The 16,039-nt window shown below is 67.5% G+C and carries 12 protein-coding genes and 4 pseudogenes; 15 read left to right on the forward strand and 1 reads right to left on the reverse strand.

Translation table 11 applies throughout. From position 1 onward, the window contains the following. Positions 1-253: 253 nt before the first annotated feature. The 12 genes and pseudogenes from GT354_RS16775 to GT354_RS16840 all read left to right on the forward strand — a co-directional run. Positions 254-511 carry a hypothetical protein gene (locus GT354_RS16775; RefSeq protein WP_161357108.1) on the forward strand — a complete coding sequence of 86 codons (258 nt, stop codon included), beginning with the start codon at positions 254-256 and terminating at the stop codon, positions 509-511. Beyond that, a complete protein-coding gene (locus tag GT354_RS16780) occupies positions 508-1,728 on the forward strand; it encodes a sarcosine oxidase subunit beta family protein (RefSeq protein WP_161357109.1) in 1,221 nt (406 codons plus the stop codon). Before GT354_RS16775 ends, GT354_RS16780 begins: the two co-directional genes overlap by 4 nt. 25 nt (positions 1,729-1,753) lie before the next feature. Then, positions 1,754-4,926, forward strand: a pseudogene (locus GT354_RS16790) (sarcosine oxidase subunit delta family protein). Further along, positions 4,916-5,509, forward strand: a complete 594-nt coding sequence (locus GT354_RS16795; RefSeq protein ID WP_161357112.1) for a sarcosine oxidase subunit gamma family protein — start codon at positions 4,916-4,918, stop codon at positions 5,507-5,509. The pseudogene GT354_RS16790 and the gene GT354_RS16795 overlap by 11 nt, the downstream one beginning before the upstream one ends. A gap of 81 nt (positions 5,510-5,590) precedes the next feature. After that, positions 5,591-5,722: pseudogene (locus GT354_RS16805) on the forward strand (L-serine ammonia-lyase, iron-sulfur-dependent, subunit alpha); the annotation flags it as partial. Between the two features lie 10 nt (positions 5,723-5,732). Further along, complete coding sequence (purU, locus tag GT354_RS16810) at positions 5,733-6,587, forward strand: formyltetrahydrofolate deformylase (protein ID WP_161357113.1); 855 nt, start codon at positions 5,733-5,735, stop codon at positions 6,585-6,587. A 230-nt stretch (positions 6,588-6,817) separates the two neighbouring features. After that, positions 6,818-8,050, forward strand: a complete 1,233-nt coding sequence (locus tag GT354_RS16815) for a helix-turn-helix domain-containing protein (RefSeq protein ID WP_161357114.1) — start codon at positions 6,818-6,820, stop codon at positions 8,048-8,050. Positions 8,051-8,530: 480 nt separating this feature from the next. After that, a complete protein-coding gene (gene tdh / locus GT354_RS16820; RefSeq protein ID WP_161357115.1) occupies positions 8,531-9,559 on the forward strand; it encodes an L-threonine 3-dehydrogenase in 1,029 nt (342 codons plus the stop codon). Between the two features lie 27 nt (positions 9,560-9,586). Further along, entirely contained in the window at positions 9,587-10,789 is a 1,203-nt protein-coding gene (locus tag GT354_RS16825; RefSeq protein ID WP_161357116.1) for a glycine C-acetyltransferase, read from the forward strand. Between the two features lie 283 nt (positions 10,790-11,072). Beyond that, positions 11,073-11,837 carry an asparaginase gene (locus tag GT354_RS16830; protein WP_346012056.1) on the forward strand — a complete coding sequence of 255 codons (765 nt, stop codon included), beginning with the start codon at positions 11,073-11,075 and terminating at the stop codon, positions 11,835-11,837. A gap of 101 nt (positions 11,838-11,938) precedes the next feature. Then, positions 11,939-12,461: pseudogene (locus GT354_RS54055) on the forward strand (transposase); the annotation flags it as partial. Between the two features lie 84 nt (positions 12,462-12,545). Further along, a pseudogene (locus tag GT354_RS16840) lies at positions 12,546-12,719 on the forward strand (DnaJ C-terminal domain-containing protein); the annotation flags it as partial. A 157-nt stretch (positions 12,720-12,876) separates the two neighbouring features. Here the strand turns inward: GT354_RS16840 and GT354_RS16845 are convergent. Then, the gene (locus tag GT354_RS16845; protein ID WP_161357117.1) at positions 12,877-13,740 is read right to left on the reverse strand and encodes an aminoglycoside phosphotransferase family protein; all 864 of its coding nucleotides are present in this window, start codon (positions 13,738-13,740) and stop codon (positions 12,877-12,879) included. Positions 13,741-14,531: 791 nt separating this feature from the next. Here GT354_RS16845 and GT354_RS16850 point away from each other — a divergent pair. From GT354_RS16850 to GT354_RS16860, 3 genes are all read left to right on the forward strand, one after another. Continuing rightward, positions 14,532-14,783, forward strand: a complete 252-nt coding sequence (locus GT354_RS16850) for a hypothetical protein (protein ID WP_161357118.1) — start codon at positions 14,532-14,534, stop codon at positions 14,781-14,783. Positions 14,784-14,861: 78 nt separating this feature from the next. After that, the gene (locus GT354_RS16855) at positions 14,862-15,116 is read left to right on the forward strand and encodes a hypothetical protein (protein ID WP_161357119.1); all 255 of its coding nucleotides are present in this window, start codon (positions 14,862-14,864) and stop codon (positions 15,114-15,116) included. Further along, a partial coding sequence (locus tag GT354_RS16860; protein ID WP_161357120.1) for a VanZ family protein occupies positions 15,083-16,039 on the forward strand: 957 nt, incomplete at its 3' end. The genes GT354_RS16855 and GT354_RS16860, both read left to right, overlap by 34 nt.

Below are 16,039 nucleotides of genomic sequence, written 5' to 3' on the forward strand. Positions count from 1 at the left end.
CGCACCGCCAACCTCGACGAACCCCGCGACCAGCGCTCCAACTCACCACGCTCGTCCTTCGTCGACTCGAACTCCGCCGGAGCGACACGACAAGGATTCCGGCAACTTGGAGCCGGAAAATCCGGCGCATCACACCAGCCCTGGGTAGACCGGCTTTGCTACGGAGAGAGCAAAGGCCCTGAACAGGTTCCTTAGCTGTGGGGATGCTGTCGGCGGCCGGGAGGCCGGAGACTGGAGGAGACGCGGACGGTGGATGCCGGCCGAGAAAGTCCAGGGCCGATACTCGCCGGGAGCTTCGCAATACGGCCGACATCTCGGGAATTCCGGCGAGGACCACGATGATTTCGGCGCCTTGGCCACCCGAGGCCTGGGTGAGTTCTGCAAGGAAATTGTCGAGGCACTGTATTCCGAGAGCTTTGCCGGTGAGACTGCCGACCTGCCATGGGCTCGGGTCGTCGAGCCTGCCGGCGCAGGAACTTTTTACCTTCTGCTGATCGGAGAAACGGTATGACCAGCCCGGCGCTGCCGGATCACCCGGAATTCCTCTGGCGCAACCCCGACCCCAAGCCGTCGTACGACGTGGTGATCGTCGGCGGCGGCGGCCACGGCCTGGCCACCGCCTACTATCTGGCGAAAAACCATGGGATCACCAACATTGCCGTGCTGGAGAAGGGGTGGCTGGCCCAAGGGAATATGGCCCGCAACACCACCCATATCAGATCGAACTATCTGTGGGACGAGAGCGTCGGTATCTACGAGCACTCCTTGAAACTGTGGGAGACGCTGGAGGAGGAACTCGAATACCCCCTTTTGTTCAATCAGTGTGGTGCTTTGAACCTCGCCCACAGTGCGCAGGACGTCCGGGACGGCAGGCGACGGGTTTACGCCAATCAGCTCAATGGCGTTGATGCCGAATGGCTGGAGCCGGATGAAGTGGCGAAGGTCTGCCCTATCGTCAACATCGCCCCTCATGTGCGCTATCCGGTGCTGGGTGCGACCTACCAGCCGCGCGCGGGCATCGCCAAGCATGACCACGTGGCCTGGGGCTTCGCTCGCCAGGTCGATGCCTACGGCATCGACCTGATCCAGAACTGTGAGGTCACCGGCATCGAGGTTCGCGGTGGCCGGGCGGTGGGCGTGCACACCACACGCGGCCGGATCGCTGCAGGGAGCGTGGCGCTGTCTGCGGCCGGGCACACTTCCGTGCTGGCTTCGATGGTGGGCCTACGGTTGCCGCTGCAGAGCCACCCGCTACAGGCGTTGGTCTCCGAGTTGCTCGAACCCGTGCACCCCACGGTGGTGATGTCCAACGCGGTGCATGTCTACGTCTCCCAGGCACACAAGGGCGAACTGGTGATGGGAGCCGGCATCGACAGCTACAACGGCTACGGCCAGCGGGGTGCATTTCACATCATCGAGCGTCAGATGGCCGCCGCGCTGGAGTTGTTCCCGGTCTTCGCCCGCGCCCACACCCTCCGTACCTGGGCCGGCACCGTTGACGTGACTCCGGACGCATCCCCCATCGTCGGCCTGACACCGATCGACGATCTCTTCCTCAACTGCGGGTGGGGAACGGGAGGCTTCAAGGCCACCCCCGGCGCCGGCTGGTGCTATGCCCACACCATCGCCACCGGTAGTCCGCACCCCTACACCGCGCCTTTCACCCTGTCCAGGTTCGCCACCGGGGCACTCATCGACGAGCATGGCGCGGCCGCCGTGGCCCACTGACCTCGATTCGTTTCAGGAGAAGCCGATGCAGCTCATAGCCTGCCCCTGGTGCGGCGAGCGCGAAGAGATCGAATACCACTACGGCGGACAGGCACACGTCACCTACCCCGAGGAACCTGCGGCCCTGGACGACGAGGAGTGGGCCCGATTCGTCTTCTACCGCGACAACCCCAACGGTCCCTTGGCCGAACGATGGTTGCACGCCGCCGGCTGCCGCCGGTGGTTCAACGCCGTCCGCGATACCGCTACTCACCAGTTCCTCGCGGTCTACCGCATCGGTGACCGCCCTTCGCTCAACCCTGATCACGCACAAGACACGCAGGTGCGGCAGGGGCAGGAGGCCAGGGCATGAGCAATACATTCCGTGTCGACGGCTACGGCCGCATCGACCGCAGCAGAACGGTGCCGTTCACTTTCGACGGCTCCTCGTACACGGGTCACCCCGGCGACACCCTGGCCTCGGCCCTGCTGGCCGGCGGGGTCCATCGGGTGGCCACGAGTATCAAGTTCGGGCGTCCACGCGGCATCATGACCGCGGGAGTCGAAGAGCCCAACGCGCTGGTGCAAATCGAGGCGCCCTTTCCGGAGCCCATGCTCACGGCCACCACCGTGGAACTCTATGAGGGACTCGTTGCGCGAGGCCTGAGCGGCCAGGGCCGCTTGGCCGGCGGACCCGACCCGGCCCGCTACGACACGCTGCACGCCCACTGTGATGTCCTGGTCGTCGGCGCCGGGCCGGCCGGCTTGTCTGCCGCTCTGACCGCCGCGCAGGCCGGTGTCCGTGTCGTCGTTGTCGACGAACTGCCTCAACCAGGGGGCTCCCTTCTGGGCAGCCAGGATCTCTTGAACGGCGAGCCCGCCGACACCTGGATCACCCAGGTCACGGACGAACTGGCAACGATGCACGATGTCCGCGTTCTGCCGCGGACCACGGCGTTCGGCTGTTACGACGACGGTCTTGTCCTGGCTCTGGAGAAACGCACCGACCACCTCGGGGCGGACGCACCCTCCCACATGTCCCGCCAGCGCATCTGGCGTATCCGGGCCAAGCAGGTCATCTTCGCCACCGGCGCGTATGAGCGGCCCATCGTCTTCGATGACAACGACCGCCCCGGCATCATGCTCGCCGGTTCCGCCCGGACCTATCTCAACCGCTTCGGTGTCCTGGCCGGCCGCGAGATCGTGGTATTCACCGCGAACGACAGTGCCTATCACGCGGCGGTCGAACTGGCCGACGCCGGTGCTCACGTGCAAGCGGTGATCGACACCCGGGACGATGTGCAGACCCACTGGCGCGATGCCTGTGCTGCGCGTGGTATCGAGGTGCGTGCCGGACAGGTGGTGACCGGGACCAGCGGCGCCGAACGGATCTCCCGCGCCCATGTCACTTCGCCCAGGGGACGTCTGGGCATCGACTGCGACCTCCTTCTGGTCTCGGGGGGCTGGAATCCGGCGGTCGCGTTGTTCAGCCAGGCCCGCGGCCCCCTTCGCTACGACCGCTCCCTGGGCACTTTCGTCCCCGCTGCCGCGCTGGATACCGTGCGCACGGCTGGTGCGGCCCGCGGGGTCCGCACCCTGGCCGGCAGCATCTCGGACGGCGCGGACGCGGCGTACCAGGCGTTGTCGGCCACGGACGCAAACACACCTCGTCCCATCCGGCGCCCGGTGGCTACCGCCGGGCCCGCAGAGACGCCCGGTGCCGTCCTGTGGAGGGTCCCCAGCCCGCGGGAGTCAGCGGACGGTTCCGCGCAGTTCGTCGATCTGCAACGCGATGCGCTGGTCACGGACGTGTTCCGGGCCACCCGAGCAGGCATGCGCTCGGTGGAACACGTCAAGCGGTACACCACGATCGGAACCGCTCACGACCAGGGCCGCACCTCGGGGGTGATCGCTTCCGGTATCGTCGCCGAGGCGCTGGCCGTGGACATCGCCGATCTGGGCACCACCAGCTTCCGGCCGCCCGCGGTGCCGGTGTCCTTTGCGGCGATCGCCGGCCGCAACCGCGGTGACCTGTTCGACCCGGTGCGAGTCACCGCCCTTCATTCCTGGCACGTCGCACACGGCGCCCACTTCGAGAATGTAGGCCAGTGGAAACGCCCCTGGTACTACCAGCGGGACGCGGAAACGATGGACGAGGCGGTGCTGCGAGAGTGCCGTGCGGTCCGTGAAGGCGTTGCCATGCTGGACGGCTCCACCCTCGGCAAAATCAGTGTTCAGGGCCCGGACGCCGGGGTGCTGCTGGACCGGCTCTACACCAACATGATGAGTTCGCTGAAGGTCGGCCGAATCCGGTACGGCGTGATGTGCGGCGTCGATGGAATGGTTCTCGACGACGGAACCGTCATTCGTGTGGCCGAGGAAGAATTCCTGGTCACGACCACCTCCGGTAACGCCGCCAAGGTCATGGAGTGGATGGAGGAGTGGCTGCAGACGGAGTGGCATGACCTACGTGTCCATCTCACCTCCGTCACCGAGCACTGGGCGACCATCCCGCTGGTCGGTCCCCGATCGCGAGACGTCCTGGCCCAGGTCGCCCCCACGCTCGACGTAGGCAATGACGCTTTCGGGTTCCTGACGTGGCAGGACACCGTGGTGGCGGGCGTACCGGCCCGGGTGTGCCGTATCAGCTTCTCCGGAGAACTCGCCTACGAAATCAACGTACCCGCCTGGTACGCCATCTTTGTGTGGGAAGCCCTGTATGCGGCAGGTCGTACGTTCGGCATCACGCCCTACGGCACGGAAGCCGTGCACGTGCTGCGTGCCGAGAAGGCGTATCCGATCATCGGGCAGGACACCGACGGCACGGTCACCCCCCAGGACCTTGGCATGTCCTGGGTGGTGTCCAAGAAGAAGGCCGACTTCATCGGCAAGCGTTCCTTCAGCAGGGTGGAGAACAAACGCACCGACCGCAAGCAACTGGTGGGTCTGTTGCCTGTCGACGAGCGTGTGCTGCTGCCGGAAGGGGCCCAGATCATCGCCACGCGGACCGTGCCCACACCGCCGGTGCCCATGCTCGGGCACGTCACCTCCAGCTACCGCAGCGCTGCCCTACGTCGCACCTTCGCCCTTGCCCTGCTGCGCGGTGGCACCCAACACATCGGGGAGACCCTCTACATCGCGCTGGAGGGCCGCACTGTGCCGGTCACCGTGACCGACCCCGTGCTCTTCGACAAGGAAGGAACCCGCCGTGACGGTTGATGCCCCCGCCCGTGTCAGTCCCCTCAGTGGGTGGCAGGACACCTTTGCCCGGCTTCCCGTCGGCATCCAAGTCCAGGAGCTGTGCTTCCTCACACAGATCACCTTGCGGGCAAACGCCGAAGGCCCGGCAGCGCGGGCGGTCGAGTCGCTGTTGGGGCTGCGGCTTCCGGCTGCCTCCCGCGCAGAGATGTCCGGTGAGATCAAGGCGCTCTGGATGGGGCCGGACGAATGGTTGCTGATCGCGCCGGCGGACACCGGTGCCACCCTGCTCATGGAACTGCGTTCCGCGATCGGTGAGGAATTCGCCACCGTCACCGACGTCTCCGCCCAGCGCACAGTGCTGTCCCTGTCCGGGAACCTCACCCGCCGGATCCTGGCGCACGGGTGTGCTCTCGATCTCGACCCTCGGGTGGCACCTGTCGGAGCCTGCTACACCACCCTGCTCGCGCAGACCGGCATCACGCTGGTCGTACTGGCCGAAGCGGCCCCGAGTATGTGGCTGCTGGTCAGCTCCTCCTTTGCCCCCTACACCGCGACCTGGCTGGTCGACGCCAGTACGGAATACGGCGGAGAAACCGGATGAGCATCAGCGTCTTCGACCTGTTCACCATGGGTATCGGGCCCTCCGGCTCGCACACGGTCGGCCCGATGCGCGCCGCCCGGCCGAGGGAATGGTGTCCATCACGTCTCCCTCGACAAGGCGATCAAGACGATGCGAGAGACCGGGGCCGACATGAAGGACGAGTACCGGGAAACGGCACTCGAAGGCCTCGCCCGCAACGTCGTCGAGCGCTGAGGAGGACACCTTGACCACTCCATTCGTTTTGACCCTGAGCTCCGCCGAACGTCCCGGAATCGTCAACGCCGTGACGAGTTTCCTCGTCCAGCACAGCTGCGACATCACTGAGCACCAGCAGTTCGACGACCCCGACCGCGGCCGTGTTCTCCTGCGCACCGAATTCGTCACCACTGATGAGACGATCACTCTCGCCGGGCTCCAAAAGGCCTTCACCGCTGTCGCAGACGGATACGGTATGCGGTGGCAACTGCGGGACGCGTCGGTGAAGTCCCGTGTTCTGGTGATGGTTTCCAAGTTCGGCCACTGTCTCGCGGATCTTCTCTACCGCTGGCAAAGCGGCACACTGGACGCGGACATTGCGCTCATCGTCTCCAACCATGCCGATCTGCAGCCCATGGCTGACGCGGCCGGCGTCGACTTCGTACACATCCCGATCACCGCCCAGACCAAGGCGCACGCCGAATCCCGCCTGTTGGAACTCGTCGACGAGTACGAGATCGATCTCGTGGTAATGGCTCGCTACATGCAGATCCTCTCGGACGATCTGTGTAAGAACCTGGATGGCCGTGCGATCAACATCCATCACTCGTTCCTGCCGAGCTTCGCCGGTGCCAAGCCCTATCACCAGGCGTACCAGCGAGGGGTCAAGCACGTCGGGGCGACAGCACATTACGTCACCGCCGACCTCGACGAGGGGCCGATCATCGAGCAGGAGGTTATCCGCGTGGACCACCGGCTCTCCCCGGATCGGCTCGCCCTGGTCGGCCGAGACGCCGAACGACTCGCCCTTGCCAGGGCGGTCAACTGGCACTGCCAAAACCGCGTCCTCCTGCACGGCAACCGCACGGTGGTCTTCAACTGACCAGCGCCACCATCGGTATCGCGCACATTTACCCCGGGCGCGGCGGCCTCGTCGCAGACCGCAGCCGCCGGTCCTGGATACCGTAAACACAGGGAAGACGCATCCGAGCTCCTGCCAAAGCCTGCTTTCCCTGTCGGGCAATGGTTTCGGGCGAGACGGAGATGAGCCGAGAAGCGGCCGTCAGAACTGTCTTCGGCTCCGCACGAAGATCATCGATAGCGGGAGTTGCAGTGGCCCTGCCGTACACCGACGTGATCCAGCAGCTGGTCGACGCGCTTGCCGGGCGAATCCAGCGGTCGGTATCCGTGGACGAGCAGCATGGCGGGCTGATCGTGTCCAGTCGCCACTTCGGGGACGCGGACAAGCTCCGAATCGACTCGGTGCTGTCACGGCGGGTTCCGGCCCGCGTCGCCGAATACCTCAACAGCTTCGGCATCGCCACGGCTGACCGTCCCCTGTCGGTTCCCGGCAACCCGTCTCTTGGACTTGTGACCCGGCGATGCTATCCAATTCGTGATCATGGGCGGCTGCTCGGTTACCTCTGGCTGATCGGTGATGATGCGGAGCGTTTCGATGAGGTGGTGGCCGATTATGTGATCCAGGTGTCGGTGCGACTGCACGATCGGTTGCTGCAGGTTGCCGAGGAGGAGCGGCGGCGGCGGCAACTGGTCGCCGATCTCCTGCGAGGGGGCGAAGGCTGCGATCGGGCTGCAAGGGAGCTGGTCGGCCAGGGGCTCGTCGGCCCGGAGGACGAGGTCGTGGTCATCGCAGCAGGCGCCGGCACGGATCCCGAGGCGGTAGCCGCCGTGCTCGCCGAGACAATCGGTCGGGGCAGCCCCGACGCGTATGCGGTCCGGGCACTCGCGACCAGCGTGGGAAACCGAGGAGCAGTGCTCGTCGCCGGCCGAGATGAGGTCGAGCGTGCGGCAGCATGGCTTGCCGAAGCGATCCGACACGGCGTGCGGCGGCGCGATGCGGACGACGGCTACACCTTCGTCGGGCTGAGCAACGCAGGCCGGCTGCACCTGGCCCCTGAATTGTTGCGTCAGGCTGTGCTGACGGCTTTCGTCGCCGCCGAGTTTCCGGAACTGACACCGGTGTTGTCCTGGCGCGGTGCCGGTGTCTACGGCCCGCTCATGCTCGCCGCGCTGGCATCGCCTGATCTTGTCGTACCGCCGCAGATCGTCGACCTCAGCGCCGGTGGACGCACCGACTCGCTGGCTCACACCGCCGAGGTGTTCCTGGATGCCGCCGGGGACACCGCGACGGCGTCCGAACAGCTGATGATCCACCGAACTACGCTCTACTACCGGCTGACGCGGATCGAGAAGAAGACCGGCTGCGACCTGAAGAACGGCCGGGACCGGTTGACCCTGCACCTCGGGCTGAAAATGAAGCGCCTCCTCGACAGCGACATCCCGGCTTTCCTACGACAAGAGCAAGAGCCCTGGGAAAGTTCCTGATCCATGCGGATGCCCGCCGGGGGCAGGCGGCCGGAGACTGAGCGGAGTCGGGCGCCGGCCACCGGGTGAGCGTCAGCAAAGGAGCCCTACGCATGCGCGTGCTTCCCGGAATTCAACCGACCAACTGGTTCCCACCGGGGTTCCGGGACCCGCCATCGATCACGGCGCGTCGCTGAATCCGGGTCGGCCCGACCGGTGCCGGTCTCGTCCCGCTTGCCCTCACCACGCGGGGAATCGGCATCACGATGCTCATCACGGCGGCCATTGCGCAAAGTAGACAACTCGAAGAGCCCACCCGGTGGGAACTCTGCCGTCCACGCCGAAGGACACCGAGACGGACCAAAGGCTTCCAGCCGGCCGATCGCCGTCTGCCCAGAACTATCGTCATCGCCCGCTGTGTCACCCGGCGTACGTAGAGCCGACATCTCGTTCGCGGACACAGCCGATACGACCATCCGACGTCGGTCAGGAGACTCAACTGTGAAGGCACTCGTCAAAGAGAGGGCGGAGCCCGGACTGCGGCTCATGGACGTTCCGGAGCCGGTCGTCGGCCCCGGCGACGTGCTGATCAAGGTCCTGCGGACCGGGATCTGCGGCACCGACCTGCACATCCGCAACTGGGACGGCTGGGCGCAGCAGACCATCGAGGCGCCGCTCGTGCTCGGCCACGAGTTCGTCGGAGAGGTCGTGGAGACGGGTCCCGGCGTCGCCGACATCGCCGTGGGCGACCGGGTCAGCGGCGAGGGCCACCTCGTCTGCGGGAAGTGCCGCAACTGCCGGGCCGGCCGGCGCCACCTGTGCCGCGCGACGGTGGGACTCGGAGTCGGCCGCGACGGCGCGTTCGCCGAATACGTGGCGCTGCCCGCGTCCAACGTCTGGGTGCACCGCGTGCCCGTCGACCTCGACGTGGCCTCGATCTTCGACCCGTTCGGCAATGCCGTACACACCGCGCTGTCGTTCCCGCTGGTCGGCGAGGACGTGCTGATCACCGGCGCGGGCCCCATCGGCCTGATGGCCGCCGCCGTCGCCAAGCACGCCGGCGCCCGACACGTCGTGATCACCGACGTCAGCGAGGACCGTCTGGACCTGGCCCGCAAGATCGGCGTCAGCCTCGCGCTGAACGTCGCCGAGTCGGGCATCGAGGACGGGCAGCGCGCCCTCGGCCTGCGCGAGGGCTTCGACATCGGCCTCGAGATGTCCGGCAACCCGGTCGCCCTGCGGGACATGCTCGCCAACATGACGCACGGTGGCCGGATCGCCATGCTCGGACTGCCGTCCGAGGAGTTCGCCGTCGACTGGTCCCGGATCGTCACCTCCATGATCACGATCAAGGGCATCTACGGCCGTGAGATGTTCGAGACCTGGTACGCGATGTCCGTCCTCCTCGAGGGCGGCCTGGACCTCGCGCCCGTCATCACCGGCCGCTACGACCACCGCGACTTCGAGGCGGCCTTCGAGGACGCGGCGAGCGGCCGCGGCGGCAAGGTCATCCTCGACTGGACCGCGTAGCCCCCTACAGCTTCAGGAGCTCCCTTCATGTTCGACTCCGTGCGCGACGACCTGCGCACCACCCTCGACGAGATCCGCGCCGCCGGACTGTACAAGCCCGAGCGCGTCATCGGTACCCCGCAGTCCGCCACCGTGCGCGTCTCGGCGGGCGACCACCCCGGTGAGGTCCTCAACTTCTGCGCCAACAACTACCTCGGCCTCGCCGACCACCCCGAGGTCGTGGCCGCCGCGCACGAGGCGCTGGACCGTTGGGGCTACGGCATGGCTTCCGTACGCTTCATCTGCGGTACGCAGACAGTGCACAAAGAGCTCGAGGCGCGGCTGTCGGCGTTCCTCGGCCAGGAGGACACGATCCTCTACTCGTCCTGCTTCGACGCCAACGGCGGAGTGTTCGAGACGCTGCTCGGCGCGGAGGATGCGGTGATCTCCGACGCCCTGAACCACGCGTCGATCATCGACGGCATCCGGCTGTCCAAGGCCCGCAGATTCCGCTACGCCAACCGCGACCTCGCCGACCTGGAGCAGCAGCTGAAGGAGGCCGCGGGCGCCCGCCGCCGGCTGATCGTCACCGACGGAGTGTTCTCCATGGACGGCTATGTGGCCCCGCTGCGCGAGATCTGCGACCTCGCCGACCGCTACGACGCGATGGTGATGGTCGACGACTCGCACGCCGTCGGCTTCGTCGGTCCCGGCGGCCGCGGCACCCCCGCACTGCACGGCGTGATGGACCGCGTCGACATCATCACCGGCACCCTCGGCAAGGCCCTCGGCGGCGCCTCCGGCGGCTACGTCGCCGCCCGCGCCGAGATCGTCGCGCTGCTGCGCCAGCGCTCGCGCCCGTACCTCTTCTCGAACACCCTGGCCCCGGTGATCGCCGCCGCCTCGCTCAAGGTGCTCGACCTGCTGGAGTCCGCGGACGACCTGCGCGAGCGGCTCGCCGCCAACACCGCGCTGTTCCGCTCCCGGATGACCGAGGAGGGCTTCGACATCCTGCCCGGCGACCACGCCATCGCCCCGGTGATGATCGGGGACGCGACAGTCGCGGGCCGGCTGGCGGAACTGCTCCTGGAGCGCGGGGTGTACGTGATCGGCTTCTCGTACCCCGTGGTCCCGCAGGGCAAGGCCCGGATCCGCGTCCAGCTGTCCGCCGCGCACTCCACCGAGGACGTCGGCCGCGCGGTGGACGCCTTCGTGGCGGCCGGCGCCCAGTTGGAGGCCGAGGCGGGATGACCACCTGATCCGTCCTTTGCGAAATCACGTCACGTGCGCGTGTCACTGCCACCGGAGAGCACGGTGCAGGGCTGAGTTCACGCCCGTCGCGTGATCAACGAAGCGTGTCCACCGTCACGGGGGAAGCTCGACATCGTGCGGTCGGCCCGGGGAACACCCCGCCGTGGTCTCCGGATCGGCCACCGGACAAGGACTCGCGCAAACCGCCGGTCCTCGAAAGCCACACGGCACAACCCGTCACCCGCATCCGGCCCTCCCGGGTCCGACAACCTACGGAGGACCCGTGACCGAGGCCGCCCGCTCCGGCGAAGAGGCCCCCATCGCCCGTACATCGCCGGCCGGCGTGTGGCGCAACGGCTTCCCGGAATCGATTCGTCACGGGAGGGCCGTCCTGAGCGGCGCCGACGGGTCGGTGGTCGAGGGCCGCGGCGCGGTCGACGCGCCGATGTTCCCGCGTTCGGTCAACAAGCCGTTTCAGGCCCTCGCGATGCTGCGGGCGGGACTGGACCTGGACGGCGAACTCCTCGCCCTCGCCTGCGCCGGCCACTCCGGCGAGGCGTTTCACCTGGAGGGAGCCCGGCGCATCCTGGCCCGCGCGGGGCTGACGGAGGACGCGCTGGAGTGTGTGCCGCACCTGCCCCCGGGTACGGCGCAGCGCGACGCGTGGCTCGCGGCCGGCAAGGGCTCCGAACGGATCGCGATGAACTGCTCGGGCAAGCACGCCGCGATGCTGCTCACCTGCGTGCGCAACGGCTGGCCGACCGAGGACCATCTGGCGCCGGAGCATCCGCTGCAGCGGGCCGTCCGCCAAGCGGTGGAGGACGTCGCCGGCGAGTCGGTCGCGGCGGTCGACGTGGACGGGTGCGGAGCGCCGCTGTTCGCGATCTCGCTCGCCGGTCTGGCGCGGTGCTTCGGCCATTTCGCGGGAGGGTCCGAGGGAACCTTCGAGAGACGGATCACGGACGCGATGCGCGCCCACTCGGAGTGGGTCGCGGGCACCGGTCGCGACGTCACGAGCCTGATGCGGGTCATTTCCTCGACGAGATAGGCCGACTCGTGTGCGGGTGTTGCCCGAGCCGGCCTCCTCGTGCCTGTCATGCCCGAGGTGATCGGTGATCTCGCCTTCGAGGGCGGACTCGAGGATCCTCTTCGTACTCGGTCGGGTTCACGATCACCGACCGGATCCACACGGCGATCCTTCGTGTGCCGAAGGCGGCGTGGACGCCGGCATACGACGCCGACGGCCGTCCGCGTGAGGGCGCGTGGGTCGCGGAGGTCACCGACATGCTCGACCTCACCGCGTGGCCGAAGAGCATGCGGGTGGTCGTGCGTATGGAACGCCCGCACCCGGGCGCGCAGTTGCGGATCACCGACGTCGACGGCAACCGGTGCGTGGCCTTCGTCACGAACACCGCAGGCGGGCAACTCGTGGACCTGGAACTTCGCCACCGCCGACGCGCCCGCGCCGAGGACCGCATCCGCCAGGCGAGGGCAACAGGCTTGCGGAACCTGCCCCTGCACGGCTTCGCACCAAAACCGACTCCGGTGCGAACTCGTGCCTGTTGCACGCGAGTTGATCGCCTGAACGCAGACGCTCGCCCTGACCGCAGACGCCCGGAGGCGGGAGATCAAGAAGCTCCGCTTCCGCCTCTTCGCGGCCGCGGCCCGCCTGGTCCGCACCGGCCGACGGGTCGTCGTCCGCCTGCCCGACCGATGGCCCTGGACCGGGCACATCCTCGAGAGGTACGAGGCCAGGCGCGTCCGTCTTCCCGCCGGCGTCCGCGACGGACGACGAGTACGACTCAAGGGACTCGGTGAACCGGGGAACAACGGAGGGGAAGCAGGGGATCTCTACATCACCGTCCGCATCCGTCCCTGGCGCACTCCCAAGCACGAGCCGGGTGTGCCGGGACAAGAGAGTCGACACTAACGGGTCCCCGCGAACCGGGCATTCCTACGGCCTGGCCACGCTACTTGGGCACGGCCATGCCAAGATTCTTGGCGCCGGCAATGAATTGGCAGGGTCGTCGGCACCGGCGAACCTCGCGAAGCCCGGCCACCATCACGGTATATACCCTCGGCGATTTCTACCGACCGTCCAGTTGCCTGGCCACTGCGTCGAGTGTCGGCCAAGGAGGACCCTCTCGCAGCAGCCGAAGGAATTCTTCCCCGAATCGCCTCCCGTTCGGAAACTGGTCGCCACGCTTCCAACGCCACGCTGCGACCATCGCGAGGACGAGCTGTCGGCAATCGTCCAGCAGCCCTTGGTCAATGCTCGGATAGTGCTCGCAGACCGTCTCTGCGACATGCGCGAGATCGAACTCGACCGGTCCACGGCAGCACGTCTCAAGATCGATGAACAGCGGGCCGTGCCTCGTGCTGAGCACATTGCCCGGATGCGGCTCGCCGTGGAGCGGCTGCTCCACGACGCCGCGGTCCTCGATCGCCCGACGCAGGCTTTCCAGTCTGCTGCCGAGGAACACGCGGTCCGCGTCGGCGAGTTCCGGCGAGCGATTCGCGTCGGCAACGACTGCTTCCGCCTCCGCGATCCGATCTGTGAACCGTGGGCTCGGTACATCGACCTCGCGCATGCCGGCGTGCAGCCGCTCCAGCGCCGTGGCGTAGTCGATTGCCGAGACGTGAGGTGTCACGGGTTCGTAGTAGGTCCACAACGTCACTGCGAAGCCATCGCGTGTGTACACGCGCGGGTCCACCCGAGGCTCCAAGGCGCCCACAGGGCATCCGGCCTCGGCGAGCCGTTGGGCGAGGTCGACTTCGAGCTGTGCGGCCTGCCCCCTTGGGGCGACCCGGGCAAGGACGTCGCACGGCCTCAGCCGCAGCGCGAGCCTGTTCGAGTCGTGAAGAACGACTGCGTCGTCGGCCGGCAGGTCCAGCGATGCGGCGACCGATGTCGCAGCCGCGATCGCACGCGTGAGGTCGGATGTCTCCACCGGCGAATCTTGGCACAGACGAGCGATGGTGATGCCAACCAGCGTGGAGTCGTGGTCGATCAGGGAGCGAAGCGTCCAGGCCGGCCGGCGGTGCGTTCATCGGCCGCCTGCCCTGGCCGGGTTGGCGAGGTCGGGCCGTAGAGCGCTCGCGTACGACAACAGGTGGGGCACAGGGGTAGGTCTCGACGGCGGGGGTGGAACCGTCCTGCCCCCGTTCCCGTCGGGTGTGGTGTGGCGGAAACGCAGCGAAGTGACGGTGACCGAGCCGCAGTTCCACCGCGACGACGTGCCGATGGAGTTGGGCGCGGATCATCGTCTACTCCGCGTCGGCATGGAACCCCGAATGCGCACAGTGATATCCGGGAGACAGTAGGGCGCAGCCTGTTAATTGTCCGTGACTGAGAGTGTCGTCTTGCTGTCAGTACGTGTTCGCTCCGGGTGCTCTTTTGCGCGGTGCGGATTGTCGCATTTCCTCTCCGTAATCAAAGGCCGGCGCCACCGGCGGCGTTGCGCGCCGGCTTCGTCACCGCCGGCGACCGCCCGGATGGGTGTTCGTATGTTCATCGATTGTTTGGGAGATGCAATGCGCAAGGTAGTGAAGCTCGCTCTGGCCGGGGTGATGGCTCTGTCGTCGCTGTCCCTCGCCACTCCCGCCATGGCGTCCTCGGGTTCGGGATCCTCCTCGGGCCCCGGGACGCCGTCGATCTCGACCGACCCCGGCGGGGACGTCGGCCTTCGACAGGATCAAGGCGTGCACCAGCAGCCTGACCAACGGGCAACTCTGCTCGCGGATGATCGAGCAGGACCCCGGCTACTGGGCGGTCTACGTCGGTTACGACAAGACCGGCGGGGACACGATCTCCAGGAGGTTCGGGCACATGAACAACACCAGCTACTACTGGGCGGACTGGGGAACCCAGTACCGGGGGGAAACGGGCGTCCAGTGGCCCGCCTGGGGACAGTACGGCTGTAACAACGTAGTCGGTCTCATGGAGGCGCAGGGCAACGGCGTCTACCGGATCCCGCCCATGAACCTCTGCTGACAAGGCAGAACACGGGCGGCCAGGGGAGTTTCCCCCCGGCCGCCCTTCCTCGTCTCTTCGATCCTGCGAGCCTTCTCCGTGATCACCGCGATATTTCGGGACAACACGTCCCTGTGGGTCGGCCTGAGCCTGGCCTTGATCCTCCTCGTGCCGGCGGCCGTCCTGTGGGCGCATCGAATACGACGGCCGCGGATCGTGGCCGGCCTGTTCGCCGCTGGCATCGCCGTCGAACTCGCCGCCACCTTGCACCCCGAGGGGGGTTATCCCAAGGCACCGGCTCCTGTGTCGTCAATCCCGACGTGGGCCTGGCCGTCACATCGCAGCAGTGGCTGATGAACGCCGCCATGTACGTACCGATCACCCTCTTCGCCGGCCTGCTGTTCCGCAACCTGCTCACAGTGGCCTTGGGCGCCACCCTGTTGTCGGCCGCCACCGAGGTCGTCCAGGCGCTCGTCGGCCTGGGACGGGCCTGCGACTCGGACGACTTCGTCGCCAACACCGGCGGCGCCGTCGCGGGAACGTGTCTGGCCGCGCTCGCGGTCACGATCCTGCGCCAACGAGCCTCGGCCTCCGACCGGGACCCACACCCACACCCACACCACCGCTCCCCTCGACGCGTGCTCGGCATGCCCGTGCCGCTGTTCGCCGTCGTGACCGGGTTCGTCGTCGTCACCCTCGTGTGGGCGGGCTGGGTCGACCGAGCCCTGCGCGGAGTCGACGGGACCTTCCCCGTCAGCTCCCGACAGCGCGCCGCCGCCGAAAGGATCACCCACGACCTGTTGGGACCCGACACCCGTATCGACAACGTCCAGTACGTCAAGGACGGCACCGGCGGCCCCGACCTCCTGTGGGTCTCAACACAGGACAACTCGCTCCAGATCACCTGGCCCCAGGGGCAGGTGGCCTCCCTGTCGGACAACAAGCCGATCCAACCCGTCCCGCCGGACAAGCGTCTGCCCCCCGCGGAAGCGGCGAACCGGGCCGTGGACTACATGCGCCGCAACTTCCCCTGGGCCGCCAACGCGACCCCCGCCGTCACCCCCGCAGGCGCAGAAGGGGACCAACAGGTCTCCTGGAGCAGCACCGTCGACGGCGTCCTGATGCCCATGCGCCTGGCCATCGTCGTCGACGCCGCCGGACGTGTCGCCACCCTCACCGCCCGGAACATCCCCAACCCCCCACTCCCACCCGTGTCCGTGTCCGAGGCCGCCGCCGCCGAAACAGCCGCCACCAACGCGCGCTCGGGAACGGTCCCC

Source organism: Streptomyces sp. SID3343, from assembly GCF_009865215.1.
GTDB lineage: Bacteria > Actinomycetota > Actinomycetes > Streptomycetales > Streptomycetaceae > Embleya.